We start from the raw sequence: 22,395 nt of genomic DNA, 5'->3' as shown, positions 1-22,395 counted from the left end.
GTACAGCTAAAAATATGACCGTCTCAGTTTTAAGACGGTCATATACAGTTAAGCTAAATACAATGCGTTGTTGCTGCAGCAAAGGCTAATGTTTAATCCAATGGATTTTCCTTCAGATTTTTTTCCCATGCCCAGGCAGAAGCCATCATTTCATCAATACCAAGTGCTGCTTTCCAATGCAACTGATTGGCCGATTTAGTGACGTCCCCGTAAACCTTGATGATATCTCCGTCACGACGTGGACCAAATTCGTAATTTAGTTTTTGTCCTGAAGCTTTCTCAAAAGCTTTGATCGCTTCAAGGACAGAATATCCATTTCCTGTTCCCACATTAAAGACATCGTACTTTCCGTTCGGGTTGCCATTTTCCAATAATCTGATTGCGGCAACGTGAGCTTTTGCTAAATCAACAACGTGGATATAGTCGCGGATACAAGATCCGTCCGGTGTGTCGTAATCAGAGCCAAATACCGTTAATTTTTCTCTTTTTCCAATGGCTGTTTGTGTGATAAATGGAAGCAGGTTCTGAGGAACACCGTTTGGTAATTCACCGATCAGTGCCGACTCATGTGCACCTACAGGGTTGAAATAACGGAGCGCAATAATATTGTAGTTGTCATATGCAGCAGCAGTTTCCTGTAGAATTTCTTCAGCAATTTGTTTTGTATTTCCATAAGGAGAGGTTGCTTTTTTCACGGGAGCACTCTCGTCTACAGGTAAGTAGTCTGGCTCACCATATACGGTACAGCTTGAAGAAAAGACAAAATTAATAGGCTTATTTTGATATGCCTCTAATAAGTTAATTAACGAGAAGAAATTGTTGTGGTAATATTTCAAAGGCTTCTGTACAGATTCACCTACAGCTTTAGAGGCCGCAAAATGGATAATTCCTGAGATATCGGTATTGTTTTTTACAAATTCATTCACGCGTTCTGTGTCACAAAGGTCAAATTGGTGAAATTCAGGTCTCACGCCGATGATCTTTTCAACCTGATCCAAAATTTTGATGTTTGAATTGGACAGATCATCCACGATGACAGGTACATATCCTGCTTGATGTAGTTCGACCACTGTGTGCGAACCGATATAACCTGTTCCTCCTGTGACTAGTATTTTTTTGTTCATTATTGTTGATTATAGTAAGTAAAGTCTTTATGTGATAAGGTATCCAAAGGGATCTTTTTGTAAAATTCTATGGTTTTTTTCAATCCTGTTTTTCGGTCTATTTGAGGTTCCCAGGCTAATTTTGATTTGGCCAAGCCAATATCGGGTTTCCGTTGTTTGGGATCATCAACCGGTAATGGTTCGTAGACGATTTTACTCGAGCTGTCTGTCAATTCGACAATTTCATGGGCCAATTGTAGCAAGCTGATTTCGTCTGGATTACCAATATTTATAGGTGTTGCACATGCCGAATGCAACAAGCGAAAGATGCCTTCGACCTGATCGTCAATATAACAGAATGATCGTGTTTGTGAACCATCCCCAAAAATCGTGATGTCTTCGCCCCGTATCGCTTGTGCGATAAAGGTGGGAATAGCTCTGCCGTCATTGAGACGCATTCTGGAACCAAAGGTGTTAAATATCCTGACAATACGGGTATCCAGACCATGTGCATTGTGATAGGCCATCGTTATTGCCTCTTGGAAGCGCTTCGCTTCATCGTATACACCGCGAGGTCCCACGGGATTTACATTGCCCCAGTAGTCCTCGGATTGTGGTGAAACCAGTGGGTCGCCATAAACTTCAGAGGTGGAGGCTACCAAAATACGTGCTTGTTTAGCACGCGCTAGGCCCAAGAGATTATGTGTGCCCAAAGATCCTACCTTCAATGTTTGTATCGGAATTTTAAGGTAATCAACGGGACTGGCTGGCGAAGCGAAATGCAGGATATAATCCAAGTGTCCGGGAACGTGGACAAATTTTGAGACATCGTGACGATAGAAGTCAAAATTTTCCAACTTAAATAGATGTGCTATATTCTGTAGATCTCCGGTAATCAGGTTGTCCATTCCAATTACATCGTAATCTTCCGCAATAAAGCGATCGCAAAGGTGAGAACCGAGGAAGCCAGCTGCTCCTGTTATCAAAATCCGTTTGCGATGTTTATTTTCCACTCAATGGTTCCGTTTAATGAAATGGGTTTAATATCTTTGACTAAGATAAACATTATTTTAAAAACATGCGTTTGCTTTATTCAATTGGAATCTTTCTTTATGGACTCTTACTGCGTATTTTGGCTCCTTTTCATGCCAAAGCTAAGCTCATGGTAGCGGGACGAAAAGACTGGTATTCGAGGATGAAACAAACGGTTGATTCTTCCCAAAAACATATTTGGTTTCACTTTGCTTCATTGGGGGAATTTGAGCAAGGAAGACCTGTCCTGGAAGCGGTGAAAAATAATTATTTGGATCATAAAATAATTGTAACATTCTACTCTCCCTCTGGCTATGAAATCAGAAAAAACACTCCTTTGGCCGATTATGTTTTTTATCTCCCCTACGATACTGCTCAGCACGCACGGCTTTTTCTCGACTTGATCAATCCAAGTTTCGCTGTGTTTACGAAATATGAATATTGGTATTATTTTTTTGAAGGCCTACATAGAAGGGGCATTCCCTTGTTTTTGATCTCAGCAATATTTAGACCCGATCAGATTTTCTTTCAGGCCTATGGTACTTTTTTTCTGAAAATTTTAAGTTATGTGACTTACTTCTTTGTGCAAAATGAAGAAAGTGTACGTCTTTTGAAAGAATTTGGGATACGGAATGCCGGGTTAGCCGGAGATACACGTTTTGATCGTGTGGTAGACATTCCTAAAAGCAGAAAAATGATTCCCGAGATCAGCCAATTTATTGGGGAAAATCCGGCCCTGGTTGCAGGAAGTACCTGGCCCGAGGATGAGCAGGCTCTACAGGAATTGCTTCTGGATTATTCAGACTATAAGCTGATTTTGGCCCCGCATGAAATCAATGAATCACATCTGTCGAGCATTTTTAATCTTTGGCCGAAGGCACTCCGCTTTTCGGACATGGCTACCTATGATGCCGCAACAATAGCCAATTCAAAGGTGCTCGTTATCGATAACATTGGTATGCTTTCGTCTTTGTATGGGTATGGCCAAGTGGCCTATATTGGTGGTGGTTTTGGCGTTGGGATACATAACACTCTAGAGGCTGCAACATATGGCATACCGCTTCTATTTGGACCAAATTTCAAGAAATTTCAGGAAGCGAAAGATCTCGTACAAAATGGATCAGGTTTCGCCATTGCCAGTGCTAAAGAATTAAAGAAAGTCTTTGCTGTTTTACAAGATCAGACTGTCCGTCAAGAGGCCGGAAAATTGGCCCGTGAATATGTTCTGCAGAAAGCAGGAGCAACACCGATAATTATGAAATACCTCAAAAGCAATCCTGTAAAAATATAAACGGCAATTGCACAACGAACTACCGCTTATATTTTTAAAGTTTGATGCTAATAATATGTATACCTTCTTACGCCAGTAATATGACGAGATAAGCGCATTACCTGATGAGAATATCCGTATTCATTGTCGTACCAGACATATAGAATGACATTCCTGCCATCTGACGATACTATCGTCGCTGGAGCATCTATGATCGCAGCAGCAGTGGAGCCGATGATATCTGAAGAAACGAGTTCACTGTCTTTAGAAAATTTAATCTGTTCGACAAGGTCACCCTGTAGTGATGCCTGTTTTAAAAGCGCATTGATTTCTTCGACGGTAGTTTTAGATTTAATTTCGAGATTTAAAATTGCCAATGATCCATTTGGCACGGGAACGCGAATGGCATTGGAGGTCAGTTTGCCCTTCAGTGAAGGCAATACTTTTGAAACGGCAGCCCCCGCTCCAGTTTCTGTGATCACCATATTGAGCGCTGCGGCACGCCCTCTTCTGGACTTCTTGTGCATATTGTCGACAAGATTCTGATCGTTGGTATAGGAATGTATGGTTTCGATATGCCCTTTTTCAATACCTATTCTATTTTCAAGGACCGCCAAAATAGGAGATATTGCGTTGGTCGTACAGGAAGCGGCGGAAAATATCGCATGCTGTTGCACGTCAATATCATTTTCGTTGACTGCATATACGATATTTGGAACACCTTTTCCGGGTGCTGTTAATAAAACTTGGGCGGCACCTCTGGATTTCAGGTGGCGACTGAGTTCTTGCTCATCTCGAAAAGCACCCGTATTGTCGACGACTAAAGCATGCTGTATTCCATAATAAGTATAATCAATATCCTCTGGCTGTTTGGCAGAGATAAGGTGGACAGTGATGCCATTGATAATAAGAGCCTGATTTGGAATGTCGACCTGTACGTCGCCTTCGAACGCACCATGTATGGAATCTGTTTTTAATAGTGTCGCTCTTTTCAATATGGACTTGCTATCATTGGCGTCCCGTGTTACAATGGCACGAAGGCGAAGCTGCTGTCCAGCACCGGCTTTATGCATAAGCTCTCGGGCGAGTAAACGGCCGATACGGCCAAATCCATAAAGCACAACATCGCGTGGTTTTAATTCCGCTTGTTGATTGATATCTTTTAATTCATTTGTAATAAAACTAGGTAGATCGTTGTTTTCAATAGTCTGTTTCTTGACCTGTAAGGTAAGTTTTCCGATATCGATACGCGCAGGTGATAGCGTGAGTTTTTCCAATACCTGTGCCACGTGGAGGGTGTCAAAAATATTGAATGGCTCGTCGGTAAGGAGGACGCTTTCCTTGATCAGGTTGAGAATTGAACTCGATTTTACATCAATGAGTTGATTTCGAAAAAATACAAGTTCAATAGCGTGGTTATACCACAGGTTACTGACAATTTGAATTAAGCTTACGGCAGCGTTTTGTTGCTCTCTGTAACTTTTGATCTCTAAATCAAAAGATGGCTTGTGTGACATCATAATTTTATAATAGATTATGTTGCAAACATAGTACAAACCGCCTAAAAAATAGATTTATATTTTTATTTTCGTAATTTTTTAAATGTAAATACTTGTAATATTATTATTTTAATAAAATATTAGCGATTTATTTGTTAATTCTCTATTATAAATAATTCGGACATGATATGATCAGCCATTAATTTACCCGGATCTGTCAAGCGTAATTTGTTTTCTTCCAAAACGAGATTTTTCTCTCCTAGAAATGGTTCAGCATCCTTTAGGACTCGGTTTTTGACAGATTGCCCGAATTTGCTTTCCAGCGCAATCAAATCCAGTCCCCACATGGTTCTCAGCGAAGTCATGATACTTTCGTTGATCTGGTCCAGCGTAGAAAGCTCCTCAATTTCCAGGGGAAGTTGGTTTGAATTGATTGAGGTCATATATTTCGCGTTGTTGGAAACATTCCAGGATCTGGAAGTTCCATTGAACGAATGTGCTGAAGGGCCTATACCAAGATAATGTTTACCTTTCCAATAATTTGTGTTGTGACGTGCATAAAGGCCATTTTTTGCAAAATTGGAAATTTCATATTGTTCATATCCCGCGGCTTTCAATGTATGAATAAGTAGACTCATCTGATCCGCTGCCTGATCTGAATCTATAGCTGGACTTAAGCCTTTTTTAATGAAGTGATCCAATGCTGTCTTATTTTCTACGGTCATGGAATACGAAGAAATATGGGGAATTTCAAAGTCAATCAGCTGTTGCATATTGTGGCGCCATTTCTCATCAGTCAACAGTGGGTAGCCATAAATAAGATCACAGGTAATATTTTCAAATCCAGCATCTTGCACCCGCATGATAGAAGCCAGTGCTTCCTGCTGATTATGTGCTCTGTTCATCCATTTAAGATCCTCTTCAAAGAAAGACTGTATGCCTATGCTGAATCGATTGATTGCTGTATTCCGCAGACTGTTTACTTTGGCCGCATTTAGATCGTCGGGGTTTGCTTCCAGCGTAATTTCAGCCTGATTTACGATGTCAAAATGCATTGCTATCGTATCGATGATCCGTGCGATCTCTTCAGCTTCCAATAAGGATGGCGTGCCACCACCAAAATAGATCGATTCGACTTTTTTGTCTTCCAAATAGGCTGCTCTGAGCTCGATTTCCCGTCGTATGGCATTGATCATCTCACTTTTGTATTGTAGTGAAGTGCTAAAATGGAAGTCACAGTAATGACAAGCCTGTTTACAAAAGGGGATATGGACATAAATCATGGGGACAAATATACCAAGACCTGACCAACTTCGCTTCTTATTCGTATTATTTCTTCTTTCTCGACGATGTATCCAGAAATACTCGTCGGACTCTTCCGCCCGCACACGAAGTGATTTAAAAAGAAAGTGCAATAGGATGGAAGAATCATCTAAAAGATGGTTGACAGCAAGCTAGTTATTCTTTATCTTGTTGTCAATATTTGTTGGTAGAAAGAACCAATATAGCACCTAATGTCAGATGAAGGAGGAGTGAATTCAAAGGTTTCCTTCTAAAAATAAAAAAGCTATCGGTATCAGGCTCGTGTAAATTATTTCATGGGAGCCTATCAAATAGATTAAAGAACGAATTATTTTCTTCTAATAAATGTAAAACGTATGAAAACCTCTCGTCGAGACTTTCTAAAAAATGTAGCCGGTGTTTCTGGCTTCTTCCTATTTTCAAACCATGGATATGCTTTGGGGGACAGTCTTGAAGACTCCTTTATAGATAAGTTATTACCGGCGCCAAAAGGAGGAGGATTTGCGATGAAAGATTATTGGATTTGGGATCCATCGGTCATAAAAGGAGAAGATGGACGATATCATATGTTTGCTTCGCGTTGGAGCAAAAAATATGCGTTTGGTAATTGGGTGACAAACTCCGAAGTCGTCAGGGCTATTTCAGATACCGCTGAAGGGCCATACGAATTTGTTGAAGTTGTACTGCCTGCCCGGGGGAAGCAATATTTTGATGGCTGTACAACACACAATCCTCGAATCGTAAAAAATGGTGACTATTATGTGCTTTATTACTTTGGCAATAACTATGATGAACCAAATCCCTCTTTTACAGAAAACGTATGGGAGTCAGGCTTAGGCCAGAAAGCCTGGATGCATAAACGTATTGGGATGGCCTATTCCAAGTCAATTGCAGGGCCATGGAAAAGAGTTGATCAACCGATTTTGAATCCCCGAAAAGGGGAATGGGATGCCTCCATTACATCAAATCCTTCGCCAGTTGTCTTACCGAACGGAAAGGTTTATTTAGTTTATAAATCTTCCCCAGTAAATTATAATCCACCACTTTTATTGGGAGCCGCGCAAGCGGATTCTTTCCTCGGACCTTATCGCCGTTTATCGGACAAGCCTATTTTTTCATTCCATACGGACCAAAACCATGAAAACGATGTAGAAGATCCATTTGTCTGGTATAACGGTCAGCAGTTTGAACTTATTATGAAGGACCGTTACGGAAAGATCTGCGGTGAAGAGGGAGGCGGGATACATGCTTATTCGAAGGATGGCATAGATTGGCATCTTTCGAAGTCTGTAAAAGCTTATTCTAAAACAATTCAATGGGATGATGGCACGACGAGTCATCAGGCCAATTTTGAACGACCGTTTTTACTATTTGAAAATGGGAAGCCTACTCATTTGTTTGCTGCTACGGGAGATGGTTCAGAATCCTATCAATTTGAACGTACATGGAATATGGTTATTCCTCTTAAGAGTATATAATCCACGGAATTAAAAAACAGCTTCCAAACCGCGTCGTATATATTGGGGTTGGAAGCTGTCTTGATTTTCCCATCTGTTCGGATAATGGGAAATATATTTAGTTACTTATTAAAACTGTTGTTTGCCGATTCTACATCCGCTAATCGCAATGAAGGATCAATTGTTACCGTTTTTGGTGTTTTCGACACATGGATAGTATAGTCGGGTTTGGTCCAGAACCAATCCTCAAGCACGGTTCTTTTAACACCTTTGTAAATGTCAAAATGCTCTTCTGGTTTTTCTCCACGCATTTCACGCAAAGGGATATAAAATAATTCTTTGCTTCCATCGGTGTATTCTACCAAAACATCCAGTGGCATGGCAAAATTGGACTTATTGGCCAATAGGATTTCTGTATCTGTTACTTTTTCAATGGCGTAATCGATTTGACGTGTCGTATTGATAAACAGGTTGAAATACCATTTTAAGTTGATACCGGAAACATCTTCAGCAACGCGTTTGAAATCATTTGGTGTCGGATGTTTAAACTTCCAGATGTCATAGAATTTCAAGAAGGTTTTTTCTAAATTTTCCTGACCAATAATATAACCCAACTGTTCTGCAAGCACGGCACCTTTGTTGTACGCTTCGTTGCTGTAGCCATAGTTGGTGTTATAATAATCTGCCAGTAAACTCATCGGTTCTTCTTTACCTGAAAGGGCCAATTTATAATATCCACGGTAGGCTGCAATTTGCGGGTTAGATGCTATGGCACCTCTTTTTTCAAAGATATGCTGCATAGCCAACTCCTCGACATAGGATGTGAAGCCTTCATCAAACCATTCATCGACGGTTTCGTTGATTCCAAACAATTGTTGGTACCAAGAGTGTGCCGATTCATGGAATATTACACCGACAAGGCTTTTTAGATTGCGGCCACCTGTGATAAGCGTAGCTGTACCATATTCCATTCCGCCATCTCCACCTTGAATGATGGTATAAGTTGGCCATGGATATTTGCCAAACTTCGTACTACAGAAATCAAAGAATTCGGTAGAAAGGCCTATTGCTGTTTTCCAATTCGAGATCACTTCTTTGTCTGTTGGCAAGAACACGGTATACACTCTTATGCCATTTTTACTTGAAGCGGAATCAACGACAAACTTGGGGTCTGCAGCCCATACAAAATCGTGGATATTTTGGGCCTTATAGTGCCATGTTGCTTTATTGTCGACGGCTTTTACTTTCGCTTTCTGTTGATAACCTTTGACATCTGATGGATTTTGAAGAACACCTGAGGCACCAACGACATAATTTTTATTGAGGTGTATGGTAACGTCAAAGTTGCCAAAAGGGGCAATAAATTCACGGCCCGTATATTCATCCAAATGCCAGCCGAATTCATCGAATTGAGCCATCTTCGGATACCATTGCGCCATAGATAGTGCTACACCTTCGGCTGAATTTCGGCCAGTTCTTCTGATTTGTTCCGGAACTTGTGCAGTCCATTCCATATCAAAACGTGCTGTTTCCCCATCTTGGATTGCAACTGGTAAAGTTACCTCCAAAATAGTTCCATCAATTTTAAATGTTGTGTTGGCACCATTGACTGTTAGGGTTTTAATTTTCTGATAACCAGTTTGATTGGCTTTCAGCTCTCCGATACGGCTTTGATATACCGGTTTTTCTTTTGTACCCAAGTTAGTGACCATTCGTTTGTCGGGGTCACTTATGTTTTGTAATCGATAGTCCATCATCGATCCTGGTTGAAACGCATTGAAATATAAATGGAAATATACCTTTTTTAGTGACTGCCCTGAATTATTACTGTACTTCAAGGTCATTTTTCCATCGTACTGATATGCTTTTTCATCCACGTTGACATCCATGTTGTAGTCAACCTTCTGTTGCCAGAATCCTTTTCTTTGGGCCTTCGCTACTGCCCCCCAAATATTTAATACACATGCAAGTGTAAAAAAGGATATTATTTTGATTTTCATGCCCCAAACTTACAAAATTGTCTCAATAAATGGCACTTAAACGAATGTAACGAAGTTAATGTCATCAAATCTTGACGAAAATTGACTGGTCTTTGGAGAATTGGCTTGGTTTTGGTTAGGGGATTTATCTGTTAAGTTAAAAATCAATTTTACTGTTTTTATGGAAAATCTATATTATAAGCCCTCGGGAAAGGCTCCTGCTTTGGCATTTATTGGATCTCTTGTGCTAGGTACAGTGGGTGGCATTGTCCTGGCAATTGTTTACATCGCTTTGCAATGGTTTATTCCTATTATTTATTTTAATGTATTTATTACATTGGGATTTGGTGCTGGAATATTCTATGTTCTTAATTTCTGTTTCAAACAATGGAAATTAAGAAATAAGGGCATTGCAATATTGATTACTTTGCTGATTGCAATTTTAGGCTTTTATGCCCAATGGGCTCTTTTTGTGTCGCTGATGTACAATGCGGAGGGGACAATGGGCGGAGATACCTGGGTAAAATCGTCTTTTAATCTGGAGGGGTTCAAGGCATTTTTCTTACACCCTTCATTTATTTGGGAAGCGATGCAGGGTTTAAATGAAGTCGGCACTTTTACCTTGAAAAAGAGTCCGGTTTCGGGCGGTATGTTGTGGGCCGTGTGGGCGATTGAAATGGGTATTATTCTGATTACCCCAATTATTATGGCATTCAGGGGTATTACTATTTATCCTTTTTCTGAAAAAGACGAAGCATGGATGAATAAGCGGACATTGCCCGGAAGGTTAAAATTCGTGGCGGATAAAGATGCTGTAGTAAGCTCCTTGGGTAATCATGATTTTGCCTATGTGTATGACCATCTTTCGGATGAAGAAGAGCATTTCTCTTTTGCCACTGCCGAATTATATGAATCTGAAACGGACGACCATCAGTACCTGACCATCTATAATCACCAATTTACGGAAAAGAAAGGCAAGATGGAAGAGAAGAAGGATGAGATCATCGAATTCTTGCGGATCAATAGAAATAGTCTATAAACGAAACATACTGACGAGTTGAATTGCTCTTTATTATATGCAATGGCAACTCAAATTCGATCGTATAGCTTGGTTCTTTAAAAAAGATCCCAGGGGGTAAATATTCCTGGGATCTTTTTGTATATGTTATTGTACCAATGTTCCACCTTTTAATTTCCATTCATTGATGGAAGGACTATAAATTTTGACGTCCTTAATACCATTTTTCGCCAATATGGATGCCGCTATGGTTGCTCGGTCTCCGGACTGACAATGCAGGTATAGCTGTTTAGTTCGGTCAATTTTGTTAAGATTGTCTGCAATTGTACCAACAAAGATATGAGTCGCATGCGGCAAATGGCCCTCTGAAAACTCAGCGGCATTGCGCACATCAAGTATTTGGATATCGGATTTGCCCAATACACTATTCATCTCTTCGAAACCGATGAGTTGCTGATGTTCCAATGGAATCCCCAAATGAGGAATCGTATCAGGCGTAACATATCCAGCGACATGATCCAATCCAATGCGCATAAGCTTGCGGGCAATGTCGTCCAATTGGCTTTCCTCTACAATGAGTATAAAGGGATCCGTGTAATTAAGGATCCAGCCAGCCCAGGTATTAAACGTTTTGTTATGCTGAATATTGATGCTATTTGGGAGATATCCTTTGGCAAACTCAAACTTATGGCGTGTATCAATTACAGTTGTTCCTTTGTGGTATAAATCCAGAAAAGTTTCGTTCGTTAACTTGTTGTACTGAGGAACTGCTGTTTGCAAAGGCCGTGCTATTTTGTTGAGTTTTTTCATCATAGCAAAATAGCGTGGCGGTTCGGGCTGTCCTGACAATAGCTCTTCTACGAAGGCTGTTTCGTTGTGTTGGTATTGAAGCGCCCAGTTTCGTATTTTTTCATAACCAACTGTTGAACTCGGAACGGCGCCTAGCGCCTTTCCACAAGCGGATCCGGCCCCGTGTGCGGGCCATACTTGAATATGATCAGGTAGAGCCAAGAAATGTTGCAACGATCGGTACATTTGGTGGGCTCCAATTTCCTTGGTTCCGATCATTCCCGCGGCATTTTCCAACAGATCTGGGCGTCCGATATCTCCAACAAATACAAAATCACCTGTAAATATCATGACTGGCTCCATGGTTGCAGGCGTATCAATCAATACAAAACTGATACTCTCGGGCGTATGTCCGGGGGTATGGATAACCTGGAAAATCAGATTTCCAACTTGAAATTGATCTCCATGTTTTAATCCAATATGTGGAAATTCATATTGCCAATCTTCTCCACCTTCATCGGATAGATAAGGTTGGGCGCCTGTCAATGCGGCTAATTCTAGCGTACCTGAAAGGTAGTCGGCGTGTATATGCGTTTCCGCAATATGGGTTATGGTCAGATTATTCTTTTGTGCAATCTCAAGATAGCTGTCTACATCTCTTTTAGGGTCAATGACTAGCGCTACACCCTTGGCTTGACAACCAATGATATAACTCGAATGTGCTAAAGATGACTCAAAAATGTGTTGAAAAAACATAACGTGTGATTTTAATGATTTACAAATTGAATGAATTCGAAAGCGAAGATTAGGATGCCGATACTAATTAAAAAGTATCCAAAAATACCTTTCAATTTTGCTGCATCTAATTTGTCTTTCCATTTGGAACCAATTTGGAGGCCTATTAAAGTGATTAACGTAAAGGTAACCAATATAAACCAATTCATATGTTCCAGGAACTGATAATTCGCGATCAAACCGAATGAGGCGTTTAAACCGATGATAAACAACGAGGTGGCAATGGCCTGCTTAAGTGGAATTCCTAAGAGTAATACGAGGGCCGGTACAATGATAAAACCTCCTCCTGCACCTACCAGGCCAGTCAAGATACCGACGAGCAATCCGACGAGGACAACGTTGAAAATCTGGCCAATTCCGCCCCTGAATCGATCGTGCTGAACCTGTTTACGTCTTCGTACCATTGCTGTCGCAGAAATCAGAATCACAATCGAGAAAAGCAGCATGATGATATGGTTTCTGGAGATTGCTATTTCGCCCAGGTGGAATGACTCTGGTATGGCTACAAGGAGATAACGCTTGGTCAAATAGACCGAAATTAGCGATGGAAAGAGAAAAATGGCCGTAGTTTTCAGGTCAATTTCTCTTTTTTTCAACGGAGAAATTGATCCGACCAAGGCTAATATTCCTATAGAAAACAACGAATAGTCCAATGCATATTGAGGTTCTATATGAAAAATATAAACAAATATTGGCAATGTTAGAATACTTCCGCCACTACCCATCAAACCCATTGATAGGCCGACCAGAACAGCTAATATAAAACCAGCTATAAATATTAATTCCATTTTCTCTTTCTAAAATTTTAACCCGTGGTACAGGCGTCAGATTGCGCGTATATGAGGTAATTTGGTATAAAGCAGTTTGTTAAAACTAATGCGGCAACTTATTGCGCAAGACACCATAAAGCCAAGTACCCAACAAAGCAAAAAGCAAGACGATCCCTATAGTCCAATAACCAGCACCGATTAGGGCAAACATTGGTCCCGGACAAGCGCCTGTCAATGCCCAGCCTAAGCCAAAGATTGTTCCCCCGAGCAGGTATCGTGTAATACTTTTGTCTTTATCATGGAATGCTATTTGCATCCCGTTACTATCTTTGATTTGCTTTCTCTTGATGATTTGTACGATTATAATTGCTGTGGTCAGTGCTGTACCGATAATCCCATACATATGAAAGGAACGAAATTGAAACATTTCGTAGATTCTATACCATGATGCGGCTTCTGATTTGTATAAGATGATTCCAAACAATATACCGATGGAAATAAATTTTAGTGCTTTCATTTATGCGAAAATTAGCGGGAATAAAAAATGAACCATGATGATCCCACCTAGGAAGAAACCTATAACGGCGATCAAAGAAGGAAGCTGAAAATTGCTAAGTCCAGAAATAGCATGGCCGGATGAACATCCACCAGCATAGCGGGTTCCAAACCCAATCAATACACCGCCAATACTTAAAAGTAGAAACTGAAACAAAGATCCATCGAAAATGAAAATGGATTCAGGAAGGTAGCCTTGTAGATGGTCGATAATACCCAGCTCTTTTAAGTCGGCAACACTTTTGGAATTAATCTGGCTTGCAGTGCCATCGCTCAGAAAATTATGTGCAATAAAACCGCCAATGGCTGTCCCTAGTACCACCAATAAATTCCATGACTGGGTCTTCCAATCGAATCTGAAAAAAGAGGAAGTTTTTCCGGCCCCTAATACTGTACACATGGTACGCAGATTATTGGACATGCCAAAATCCTTTCCCTGTTTGAGCAGCAGGTACATGACCAGTGCAATTAAAGGTCCTGAAATATACCAGGGCCATGGTTGTTTGATGTATTCCAATAGCATAACATTGTTCTTAAGTGATGTTACAAAGGTACATACTGCCTTTGCAAAAGCCTGTAACAAATGTTACCGAAGGAAGAAAGAATTTATAGGTCGTAATATTCGATGTCAGCGTCCTTTAGGGCTTCCGTTAGCAGGGGAAGATCATCTTCCTTTTGAAATAATTTGTTGCGCCAGGTACGGAAGGCTGGCCCTTTGTTTTGGTTGATAATGATCAGGTTGCCACCGGAACGTTTGAGATTCCTGATATGAGAAATATTATTCAAAGGGAAAACGATTGTTTTTTTAGCGTTGCTTATCTGAAGTGTATTTTCATCCAAGACCCAAGTCGACGACAAAGTCGAAGACTTTATGGCCAGATACAGTGCTAAAGGAATCATTAAAAGAGCAATAATAATCTTGAGAATTTCCTGTATGGGAACTTTAGACATTCCCATTCCGATCAAAAAGATTGAAATTAGCAAGATTAACATGTATTTTCCACGATGCAATGTCGACAAGTGGAATGTCTGTGGATTACTCTTCATATTTCTTGATAAAATTCCCTTTTGCGTCAATATAGTAAAAATTCTCTAGATCCTCCGTTACAAGCGCTAGCCCGTTTTCAAAAGCTTGGGCATTTTGTAATTTAAATGGAACAACGACTTTCCCTGTGTAATCAATGTACCCATATTTATTGTCATTAAATGCCAGTAGAAGTCTTTCACCCGCAAAAGATAGAAACTCATAATCCGTTTTAAGTTGATTATGCCCCGTTTTATTAATAAGCTGGTAGGATTGGTTGACTAGAATTAACGCGAGATTATCGCGATAATCCGAAATGGTTTCATATTTGGCAGGAAGTAAAACAGCGCCTTTTTGGTCCATGATACCCGTATGATCTCCTTCCGTAAAAAGTGCATATTCTGGGCTAGGGACTGAAATAAAGTCATATTTGGCCTGCAGCAATATTTTACCGTTTGTATCCAACAGCCCATACTTAAGATCGCTCATGTAAACCACTGGACCGCCTTCGGTTTCTAAACTGAGCGATTCATATTGACATGGAATAACTTCTTTGCCTTGTATGTCTATTAAGCCAAACATTTGCGCTGCATCAGTTACGATAGCATAATCTCCTACATAGCTATATATTGCCGTATACTTTGCTGGTGTTAATTTGTTCCCTAAGCTGTCCTGTACACCAAAATATGCTGTATTGGAATCTTGATACCAAGATAGATGGTCGTTTAGCGTGGAATCTACAGCTTCCTCAATAGGTTCACCTTCTTCATAATCCGCAGGAATTTCAAAGAGTGATTTGTCGAATGTTATTTCTTCTACCTTGGTCGCTTGAATTCCGAGCCCGGCCGATCCGATATAGAGCGCTGCCCCGGGTACTTTTTCGAGATAATCGTAAGTGCCCCAGTATAACTTTGGCAATTTTGGTGCATACCAAACGGTAATTTCCGTTTGTGGATCTTGGCTACCTGTTAGATTGAATGTTGCTTTTTCGCAGGTGATTCCTGCAATTATCTTCTTTTGATCGGGAACTAAGCTGATCTCAAAATCTCCCGAATAGGCATAATTATCACCCTCGTTTACGGCAGTCTCAATGAGTTTGCCGGTGGCCAGCTCTGTTGCAGTATAGGTTTTATTTATTTCATCCAGTAGAAAAGAACTGCCTTCGTGGATATTGCTGATCTGTATCGATTTTCCGAATAATAAACTTTCAATGCGCATCTGGTCTTTGGTGATGAAGGCCTGCATTAATGCTTCATTATTTCCAGCCAATATTTTGATGAATTCTGAAGATGCAGTATCTGTTCCCGTTTCAGGATCAGCAAATTGATATGAAATTTTATATAGCTTTTGCTGAGCGTGTCCTTGTCCGATAAGGAGAAAAAACGCCAACTGTAAACAAAGGATAAATTGTTTCATTGTGTGATTTTAAGCTACAAAAATATTGAAATTCGATTGATTTTTGAAATAATCTTTCGTTGTTTGTGGAAATTCTTTCAAAAATAGATATTATTGTATTTGATTGTTTAAAACCGATTTTTGATCTGTACTTAGGGTTCAGGTGCTAGCGTCTTATATTTTGAGTAAAGATCTTGCGTTGTGGACTATTTCTATACCAAGTGAAATAAATGGTTATAAGGACGGCGGTTAAGATAGCGCTCTTGAAGTTCTATGTGTTTTTTACTTGTTTTATAGGTTATTATCATATAATCGTCAAGAAAAAGCGAAAATAATTAAGGAATGTCGCTTTTTGGAAAAAGGTGAAATGTTAATTTTGTATTTTACAAACCTCGAATTTTTTACTGTTTAAAAAAGATACCTGTGGAACTATTACTAATAGAGGATGAACCATCCGTCATATCATTGATCGAAAGAGGCTTAAAAGAAGAAGGCTATCATATTAGTATTGCTATGGATGGTTATACTGGTCTAAAAATGGCGGGATTGAACCGCTATGACTTGATCCTATTGGATGTGATGTTGCCTGGTATGAATGGCTTAGATGTCTGTAAAAACATTCGGATGTCTAACAACGAAGTCCCAATTATTATCTTAACAGCATTAAATCAAACGGAGGACATTGTTGAGGCCTTTGACAGGGATGCGGATGATTACTTGACGAAGCCGTTTCGTTTAGAGGAATTAAAAGCTCGAATCAGTCGCTATAGCCGCAAATCCAAAACAGTTACCGAGCAAAAAAATATATTGGTATTTGACGATCTTCAATTGGATAGAGACAGTAAATCGGTTCAACGTGCCAATTCTCCTATTATTCTCACAGCTACTGAATTTCGTTTACTTGAATTTTTAATGCTCAACCGAAATAAGGTATTGAGCCGGATCGATATTCTGGAAGAAGTATGGGGTATGGATGTTGACTTAAGCACCAATGTTGTCGACGTGTATGTAAATTATCTGCGGAAAAAGATCGATAAACAATTTTCACGTAAACTTATCCATACGGTGATCGGTATGGGCTATGTAATCCGTCATGAAAATTAGGACCAAAATAGTTCTCCTATTTTCTATCATCAGCACCCTGCTGCTTGTTGTTTTTGCCATTTATGTGTCTTATTTCACGTACGACAGTCTACAGACCAAATTTTTTCATCGGCTAGAAGAGAACGCCGTGATTGTCGGAGACCATATCGTCCATCAGAAGGATGAAAATAGGGCACTCTATATTCAGGTAAAACGTAAATACCTGAAACAATTATCTGAAGGAACAGACCATCTCATTCGTGTTGTTAAGGGAAGTGATCGTGTTCAATTGAGGCCTGAGCTGCCTATGCCAAAAACATTCTATGCCGATGTAATTCGTCATGGAAAGGGAAGATACATGCATGGTAAGACTGCCTTTGTAGCGGTATTCTTTCAGGATCATCTTCACCAGGAAAATTTGATTGTTGTATCGGAAGGGATTGATGATTATGGCCATGATGAACAGCGTCAATTGGATCGTACCCTGATCACAGGTGGGATTTTGGCGATTTTTTTAATTGTACTGATGTCTTTTTATTTTGCTGACCGATTATTGAAACCCATTAAGGATATCAACAATGATTTAGACAAAGTTGATATCGCACATTTAGACCATCGCCTGTTTAGTAAATTTAGCAATAGCAAAGATGAATTGGGTGTTTTGATTGCGAACTTAAATTCAATGCTTAGCCGATTGGATATTTCGGTTCAGTCGCAACAAAGTTTTATCGGAAATGCCTCTCATTCGCTAAAGACCCCACTTACAATTATCGGGGGAGAAGCCGAATTGGCACAACAGCTCCTGTCGAAAGAGCATGAAGCTTATTATTCACTGGAGACGATCGCGAAATATGCGGATAAAATGGAGTTGATTATCAACAATCTTTTGCAACTATCCCGCATGGGCTTCAAGGGGGAAGTGGACAATAAAGAAATTATTCGAATTGACGAATTACTCTATGAAATTTATAAAGCCGAAAAAAGTATTCATAAGGACCTCAAGCTTTCTTTTGATCTAACAGAAATTCCAGAAGATAGTGATGAGCTTACGGTTTTGGCTAACCCGGATCTGTTTTTTATTGCCTTTAGCAATATTATTTCAAATGCATTTAAGTACGGCAATGGACTGCAGGTTGGCGTTGCCATAAGTAGCGATAGCAAAAATATTACGATAAAAGTTTTTGACCAAGGGATAGGTATTCCTAAAAAAGACCAGCCACATATTTTTACCTCTTTTTACCGCGCTTCTAATGTCGGTGATATCTATGGCAATGGTTTGGGGCTTGTTTTAGCCAAAAATATATTTGACCTTCATGGTGCTGAATTGTTCCTCAATTCGACGGAAGGTCAAGGCACTCTGGTCGTTGTTACAATCCCAAAAACTCCTTTCTAATTTCATTTTAATCTCATCCTTATTCCATTTTTAGGTGGCTGTGATATACTTGTACCAGAGATAAGTATAACTCATGGATCTATCTTGTTGTTTCGAATCGGATTATGTTTTGAAACCGCGGGATTGCTTCGTTACCATAAAGGAACAAAATATAAGGATGAAAAAAACACTTTCACTTTTTACAACACTGGGGGTTAGCATAGCAACATTGCATGCGCAGGAGCAGATCCAAACGGACTCTGTTCAGGCACAAAGAAGCAGCTTGTTACTGAAAGAACCCGCGCGAGCAAAATCATTTCAATTGGATGTCCTGTTAAGAGCAGGTCTGCAAACGGACAATGGGGAGGGGGAGTCTCAAGCAAAAGCAAACCTTGATGATGCCCGTATTTTGATGAGCGGCGAATACAATGATAGACTGTCGTATAAAGTGCGTTTTCGTTTGAATAGGTCATTTGCTCCAACGAGTCAGGATAATGGCTCGCGTGCATTGGACATGGCATTGATCAAGTACAAGTTTGGCAAGGATCTCAAATGGTCCGTTACGGCCGGTAAGCAAAGTGCGATGGTCGGGAGTTATGAATTTGAAAATAACCCAATTTACGAATATAAGTTCACAGACTATGTCGACCGCATATTGAATCTCTTTGTTGTCGGTGGAATGTTATCCTATGAAGTCAATCCGAATCATTCGTTACATGCCCAAGTTTACAACACGACCAATGATAGTTTTATGGAGCTTCATGCAAAAAATGGTTTTGCTGTAGGTGATTTGGAACGCTCTAGTGTACCAATGGGAGCCTATTTCACTTGGGTGGGGGCATTTATGGATAAGCGTTTTAATACGAAATGGTCTTACAACATCTCTAAGTTTGCAAAGGGACATACTAATCATGCCGTTTCATTAGCGAATAAATTCAAAACAGCAAAACAGATGCTATATCTTGATTTACAGTACTCTTATCTTGCTGTCGATCATGCGATGATTGCATCTTCGGCGATCAACGAATTTTATGGTAGAACTGGCGAGAAGCGAGTATTGGCCAAAGATGTAAACTACAGCTCTGCCATACTGCGCTATGATCAATTTTTGAGTAAAAAATGGGAAGTGGCTTTGAAAGGTGGGTATGAGGTCGCGGGATCGAGAGATGATAACCAGCTCGGTAAGAATTTTCGCCAAAACTGGACTTATTTTGCGGCTTTGCAACATAAGCCGTTTCATAACCAGGATCTTCGGTTTTATTTAGGTTACGTTGGTAACACCGTAAACTATAAGGGCTATATGGATATAGCCAAGAGTCAGTACAACCGCTTAGCCTTTGGGGCATATTTTACCATTCCAGTTTTATAATAATTCCTTTAACAAATTAACAAATAATTATTTTTTTATGCGTTTAACACCGAGAGAAACAGAAAAGCTGTTGTTGCATTTGGCCGGCGAATTGGCGGCTAAGCGATTGAAACGCGGGGTAAAATTAAATTATCCAGAGTGTATCGCTTACATCAGTGCCCAGATTATGGAGGAGGCTAGGGACGGAAGGTCTGTGGCGGACTTAATGTCTTATGGTACTACCTTATTGAAAAGGAGCCAAGTCATGGAAGGAGTCCCCGAGATGATCCATGATGTACAGATCGAAGTTACTTTTCCGGACGGAACTAAATTGGTGACTGTCCATGATCCTATTCGTTAATAAATATTGAATGATATGATTCCAGGAGAATACATTTTAAAAAAAGAGGAAATCAAAGCTAATGTTGGGCACAGAACCACAAGCATTGTTGTGAAAAATGAAGGTGATCGACCGATTCAGGTAGGTTCACACTATCATTTCTTTGAAGCGAACAAGTTGCTTTCCTTCGACAGGGAGAAAGCGTTTGGGATGCGCTTGAATATTCCAGCCAGCACCGCTGTTCGTTTTGAACCAGGGGAACAAAAATCAGTTGTTCTGGTTGAATTTGGCGGAAGTAAGGAAATCCACGGTTTTAATGGATTGACAAATGGGAAGTATACAGATCAATCGGTGAAGACCAAAGCCATTGATAAAATGAAAAAATTGAAATTCAGACAATCTAAGTAAATATGGGAGGATGGAATAGACGCGAATGGATTAAAGTTGTAGGGCTCACTACTTTGGGTACTACTGTTGGTCTACATGCGCTTGGTTTAGATAAACTAGGTTTAGATAAATCATCTGTAAAATATGTTGATGGGGAACTTTATATCCCGAGAGACAAATATGCGGCTCTTTTTGGACCGACCACTGGAGATAAGGTTCGTCTGGCAGATACAGAGCTTTTTATTGAAATCGAAAAAGATTTCAATGTTTATGGAGAAGAGAACAAATTTGGTGGCGGTAAAACTATTCGCGATGGTATGGGGCAATCGGCTCGTGCCTTGCGTGATGAGGGGGTGTTGGATTTTTGCATCACTAATGTCATTATCATTGACCACTGGGGTATTGTAAAAGGCGATATCGGTATTAAGGATGGTAAAATTGTAGGTATTGGTAAAGCTGGAAACCCAGATGTACAGGATGGTGTAACCGAGGGCATGATCATCGGTGCTTCTACGGAAGTGCATGGGGGAGCGGGCTATATCCTAACTGCAGGCGGTATTGATACGCACATTCACTTTATCTCGCCGCAACAGATTGAAACAGCGCTATATTCTGGTGTAACTACTTTTATTGGTGGCGGTGCGGGACCAGCAGATGGAACACTGGCAACGACAGTGACTTCAGGAAAGTGGTATATCGAGCGTATGTTTGAAGCGTTTGAAAACCTTCCTATCAATGTTGGTTTTTTCGGAAAAGGTAACGTGTCGACCACTAAACCTATCGAAGAACAAATTGAAGCTGGTGCACTGGGCGTGAAAATCCATGAAGATTGGGGAGCGACTCCGGCAACAATTGATGCGGCATTGAAAGTTGCTGATAAATACGATGTACAAGTTGCGATCCATACCGACACACTGAATGAGGCCGGTTTCTTGGAAGATACTGTTGCTGCGATAGATGGTCGTGTAATCCATACTTTCCACACGGAAGGAGCTGGCGGTGGACACGCTCCGGATATTATTAAGATCGCCATGTATCCCAATATCCTCCCTGCATCTACCAATCCAACAAAACCTTTTACGGTAAATACTGCTGAAGAACACTTGGACATGCTAATGGTCTGCCATCACTTGGATAAAAATGTGAAAGAAGATGTGGCATTTGCTGATTCACGTATCCGTCCACAGACAATCGCTGCCGAGGATATTTTGCAAGACATGGGCGTATTTTCAATTATGAGTTCGGATAGCCAAGCGATGGGACGTGTGGGAGAGGTCATTTCCCGTACATTCCAAACGGCCCATAAGATGAAAATCCAACGCGGCCCTTTAGCTGAAGATCAAGGTAAAGAAAATGATAACTTCCGTGTCAAACGTTATGTGTCTAAATTTACAATCAACCCTGCTAAAGCACATGGTATTGACCAATATATTGGTTCGATTGAAAAAGGAAAGTATGCAGATTTGATCCTTTGGAAACCAGAATTGTTTGGTGTAAAACCCGAGTTGATCATCAAAGGCGGTATGATTTTGGGCGCTAAAATGGGGGATGCCAATGCGTCAATTCCGACACCACAGCCAATCATTTATCGGCCAATGTTTGGGAATTATGGTAAAGCAGTTTCAAAACTATGCTTCAATTTCGTTTCGAAAATTTCTTTGGAGAACGGAAATATTCAAAAATTGAATTTGTCGCGTAAATGTCTGCCTGTGGAGGGATGTCGTACGGTGATGAAAAAAGATATGGTACATAATCATGCAACACCAAATATCGTCGTTAATCCAGAAACCTATGAAGTAACAGTCGATGGTGTGTTGGCGACCTGTGAACCATTGAAGGAACTTCCAATGGCCCAACGGTACTTCTTATTCTAATTG

Annotated in this window: 19 protein-coding genes and 1 pseudogene; 9 read left to right on the top strand and 11 right to left on the bottom strand. The window is 40.3% G+C overall.

The window, feature by feature from the left end:
* Positions 1 to 92: 92 nt before the first annotated feature.
* Positions 93 to 1,124 (bottom strand): UDP-glucose 4-epimerase GalE, encoded by a 1,032-nt coding sequence (gene galE / locus ACHWSC_RS11815; protein WP_394676887.1) that lies wholly within the window; start codon positions 1,122 to 1,124, stop codon positions 93 to 95.
* Entirely contained in the window at positions 1,124 to 2,116 is a 993-nt protein-coding gene (locus ACHWSC_RS11810; RefSeq protein WP_394676886.1) for a UDP-glucuronic acid decarboxylase family protein, read from the bottom strand. Before ACHWSC_RS11810 ends, galE begins: the two co-directional genes overlap by 1 nt.
* 65 nt (positions 2,117 to 2,181) lie before the next feature.
* Here ACHWSC_RS11810 and ACHWSC_RS11805 point away from each other — a divergent pair, with 65 nt between their 5' ends.
* Positions 2,182 to 3,426, top strand: a complete 1,245-nt coding sequence (locus ACHWSC_RS11805) for a 3-deoxy-D-manno-octulosonic acid transferase (RefSeq protein ID WP_394676885.1) — start codon at positions 2,182 to 2,184, stop codon at positions 3,424 to 3,426.
* 47 nt (positions 3,427 to 3,473) lie between these two features.
* On the opposite strand, the gene ACHWSC_RS11800 is transcribed toward ACHWSC_RS11805, so the two are convergent.
* Both ACHWSC_RS11800 and hemW read right to left on the bottom strand, forming a co-directional pair.
* Positions 3,474 to 4,925, bottom strand: coding sequence for a glyceraldehyde-3-phosphate dehydrogenase (locus tag ACHWSC_RS11800; protein ID WP_394676884.1), 1,452 nt, complete (start codon positions 4,923 to 4,925; stop codon positions 3,474 to 3,476).
* A gap of 134 nt (positions 4,926 to 5,059) precedes the next feature.
* Entirely contained in the window at positions 5,060 to 6,292 is a 1,233-nt protein-coding gene (hemW, locus tag ACHWSC_RS11795; protein WP_394676883.1) for a radical SAM family heme chaperone HemW, read from the bottom strand.
* 270 nt (positions 6,293 to 6,562) lie between these two features.
* Between hemW and ACHWSC_RS11790 the strand changes: the two genes are divergently transcribed.
* A complete protein-coding gene (locus ACHWSC_RS11790; RefSeq protein ID WP_394676882.1) occupies positions 6,563 to 7,684 on the top strand; it encodes a glycoside hydrolase family protein in 1,122 nt (373 codons plus the stop codon).
* A gap of 101 nt (positions 7,685 to 7,785) precedes the next feature.
* On the opposite strand, the gene ACHWSC_RS11785 is transcribed toward ACHWSC_RS11790, so the two are convergent.
* Positions 7,786 to 9,663 carry a M1 family metallopeptidase gene (locus ACHWSC_RS11785; RefSeq protein WP_394676881.1) on the bottom strand — a complete coding sequence of 626 codons (1,878 nt, stop codon included), beginning with the start codon at positions 9,661 to 9,663 and terminating at the stop codon, positions 7,786 to 7,788.
* Positions 9,664 to 9,823: 160 nt separating this feature from the next.
* Here ACHWSC_RS11785 and ACHWSC_RS11780 point away from each other — a divergent pair, with 160 nt between their 5' ends.
* Positions 9,824 to 10,681, top strand: a complete 858-nt coding sequence (locus tag ACHWSC_RS11780) for a hypothetical protein (RefSeq protein ID WP_394676880.1) — start codon at positions 9,824 to 9,826, stop codon at positions 10,679 to 10,681.
* Positions 10,682 to 10,807: 126 nt separating this feature from the next.
* On the opposite strand, the gene ACHWSC_RS11775 is transcribed toward ACHWSC_RS11780, so the two are convergent.
* From ACHWSC_RS11775 to ACHWSC_RS11750, 6 genes are all read right to left on the bottom strand, one after another.
* Positions 10,808 to 12,205, bottom strand: a complete 1,398-nt coding sequence (locus ACHWSC_RS11775; protein WP_394676879.1) for a rhodanese-like domain-containing protein — start codon at positions 12,203 to 12,205, stop codon at positions 10,808 to 10,810.
* Between the two features lie 11 nt (positions 12,206 to 12,216).
* Complete coding sequence (locus ACHWSC_RS11770) at positions 12,217 to 13,032, bottom strand: sulfite exporter TauE/SafE family protein (protein ID WP_120333056.1); 816 nt, start codon at positions 13,030 to 13,032, stop codon at positions 12,217 to 12,219.
* 85 nt (positions 13,033 to 13,117) lie between these two features.
* Entirely contained in the window at positions 13,118 to 13,531 is a 414-nt protein-coding gene (locus ACHWSC_RS11765) for a DUF6691 family protein (RefSeq protein WP_088160009.1), read from the bottom strand.
* Positions 13,532 to 14,092 carry a YeeE/YedE family protein gene (locus ACHWSC_RS11760; protein ID WP_198386026.1) on the bottom strand — a complete coding sequence of 187 codons (561 nt, stop codon included), beginning with the start codon at positions 14,090 to 14,092 and terminating at the stop codon, positions 13,532 to 13,534.
* Between the two features lie 83 nt (positions 14,093 to 14,175).
* Complete coding sequence (locus ACHWSC_RS11755) at positions 14,176 to 14,616, bottom strand: hypothetical protein (protein WP_083663466.1); 441 nt, start codon at positions 14,614 to 14,616, stop codon at positions 14,176 to 14,178.
* The gene (locus ACHWSC_RS11750) at positions 14,606 to 16,009 is read right to left on the bottom strand and encodes a WG repeat-containing protein (RefSeq protein ID WP_394676878.1); all 1,404 of its coding nucleotides are present in this window, start codon (positions 16,007 to 16,009) and stop codon (positions 14,606 to 14,608) included. The genes ACHWSC_RS11755 and ACHWSC_RS11750 overlap by 11 nt, the downstream gene beginning before the upstream one ends.
* A gap of 402 nt (positions 16,010 to 16,411) precedes the next feature.
* Between ACHWSC_RS11750 and ACHWSC_RS11745 the strand changes: the two genes are divergently transcribed.
* The 6 genes and pseudogenes from ACHWSC_RS11745 to ureC all read left to right on the top strand — a co-directional run bounded on the left by ACHWSC_RS11745 (position 16,412) and on the right by ureC (position 22,392).
* The gene (locus ACHWSC_RS11745) at positions 16,412 to 17,092 is read left to right on the top strand and encodes a response regulator transcription factor (RefSeq protein WP_075990802.1); all 681 of its coding nucleotides are present in this window, start codon (positions 16,412 to 16,414) and stop codon (positions 17,090 to 17,092) included.
* Complete coding sequence (locus tag ACHWSC_RS11740) at positions 17,082 to 18,464, top strand: HAMP domain-containing sensor histidine kinase (protein WP_313188266.1); 1,383 nt, start codon at positions 17,082 to 17,084, stop codon at positions 18,462 to 18,464. The genes ACHWSC_RS11745 and ACHWSC_RS11740 overlap by 11 nt, the downstream gene beginning before the upstream one ends.
* A gap of 157 nt (positions 18,465 to 18,621) precedes the next feature.
* The gene (locus ACHWSC_RS11735) at positions 18,622 to 19,812 is read left to right on the top strand and encodes a porin (RefSeq protein WP_394676877.1); all 1,191 of its coding nucleotides are present in this window, start codon (positions 18,622 to 18,624) and stop codon (positions 19,810 to 19,812) included.
* Between the two features lie 37 nt (positions 19,813 to 19,849).
* On the top strand, positions 19,850 to 20,152 hold the full coding sequence (gene ureA / locus ACHWSC_RS11730; protein ID WP_046674789.1) for an urease subunit gamma: 303 nt from the start codon (positions 19,850 to 19,852) through the stop codon (positions 20,150 to 20,152).
* Positions 20,153 to 20,167: 15 nt separating this feature from the next.
* Positions 20,168 to 20,464, top strand: a pseudogene (gene ureB, locus ACHWSC_RS11725) (urease subunit beta); the annotation flags it as partial.
* Positions 20,465 to 20,541: 77 nt separating this feature from the next.
* On the top strand, positions 20,542 to 22,392 hold the full coding sequence (ureC, locus tag ACHWSC_RS11720; protein ID WP_075990805.1) for an urease subunit alpha: 1,851 nt from the start codon (positions 20,542 to 20,544) through the stop codon (positions 22,390 to 22,392).
* Positions 22,393 to 22,395: the final 3 nt, after the last annotated feature.

The sequence above is a fragment of the uncultured Sphingobacterium sp. genome (genome assembly GCF_964277905.1).
Classification (GTDB): domain Bacteria; phylum Bacteroidota; class Bacteroidia; order Sphingobacteriales; family Sphingobacteriaceae; genus Sphingobacterium; species Sphingobacterium siyangense.
Note: the sequence above shows the minus strand (reverse complement) of the source record. Positions and strands in the feature narration are given on the sequence as shown.

Bases quoted from the DNA above. Each gene is read 5' to 3' on its own strand.
- ACHWSC_RS11775 (WP_394676879.1), bottom strand. From the start codon at position 12,205: ATGTTTTTTCAACACATTTTTGAGTCATCTTTAGCACATTCGAGTTAT.
- ACHWSC_RS11785 (WP_394676881.1), bottom strand. From the start codon at position 9,663: ATGAAAATCAAAATAATATCCTTTTTTACACTTGCATGTGTATTAAAT.
- ACHWSC_RS11805 (WP_394676885.1), top strand. From the start codon at position 2,182: ATGCGTTTGCTTTATTCAATTGGAATCTTTCTTTATGGACTCTTACTG.
- ACHWSC_RS11780 (WP_394676880.1), top strand. From the start codon at position 9,824: ATGGAAAATCTATATTATAAGCCCTCGGGAAAGGCTCCTGCTTTGGCA.
- ACHWSC_RS11740 (WP_313188266.1), top strand. From the start codon at position 17,082: ATGAAAATTAGGACCAAAATAGTTCTCCTATTTTCTATCATCAGCACC.
- ACHWSC_RS11800 (WP_394676884.1), bottom strand. From the start codon at position 4,925: ATGATGTCACACAAGCCATCTTTTGATTTAGAGATCAAAAGTTACAGA.
- ACHWSC_RS11735 (WP_394676877.1), top strand. From the start codon at position 18,622: ATGAAAAAAACACTTTCACTTTTTACAACACTGGGGGTTAGCATAGCA.
- ACHWSC_RS11770 (WP_120333056.1), bottom strand. From the start codon at position 13,032: ATGGAATTAATATTTATAGCTGGTTTTATATTAGCTGTTCTGGTCGGC.
- ureA (WP_046674789.1), top strand. From the start codon at position 19,850: ATGCGTTTAACACCGAGAGAAACAGAAAAGCTGTTGTTGCATTTGGCC.
- ureC (WP_075990805.1), top strand. From the start codon at position 20,542: ATGGGAGGATGGAATAGACGCGAATGGATTAAAGTTGTAGGGCTCACT.
- ACHWSC_RS11790 (WP_394676882.1), top strand. From the start codon at position 6,563: ATGAAAACCTCTCGTCGAGACTTTCTAAAAAATGTAGCCGGTGTTTCT.
- ACHWSC_RS11755 (WP_083663466.1), bottom strand. From the start codon at position 14,616: ATGAAGAGTAATCCACAGACATTCCACTTGTCGACATTGCATCGTGGA.
- ACHWSC_RS11765 (WP_088160009.1), bottom strand. From the start codon at position 13,531: ATGAAAGCACTAAAATTTATTTCCATCGGTATATTGTTTGGAATCATC.
- ACHWSC_RS11750 (WP_394676878.1), bottom strand. From the start codon at position 16,009: ATGAAACAATTTATCCTTTGTTTACAGTTGGCGTTTTTTCTCCTTATC.
- galE (WP_394676887.1), bottom strand. From the start codon at position 1,124: ATGAACAAAAAAATACTAGTCACAGGAGGAACAGGTTATATCGGTTCG.
- ACHWSC_RS11760 (WP_198386026.1), bottom strand. From the start codon at position 14,092: ATGCTATTGGAATACATCAAACAACCATGGCCCTGGTATATTTCAGGA.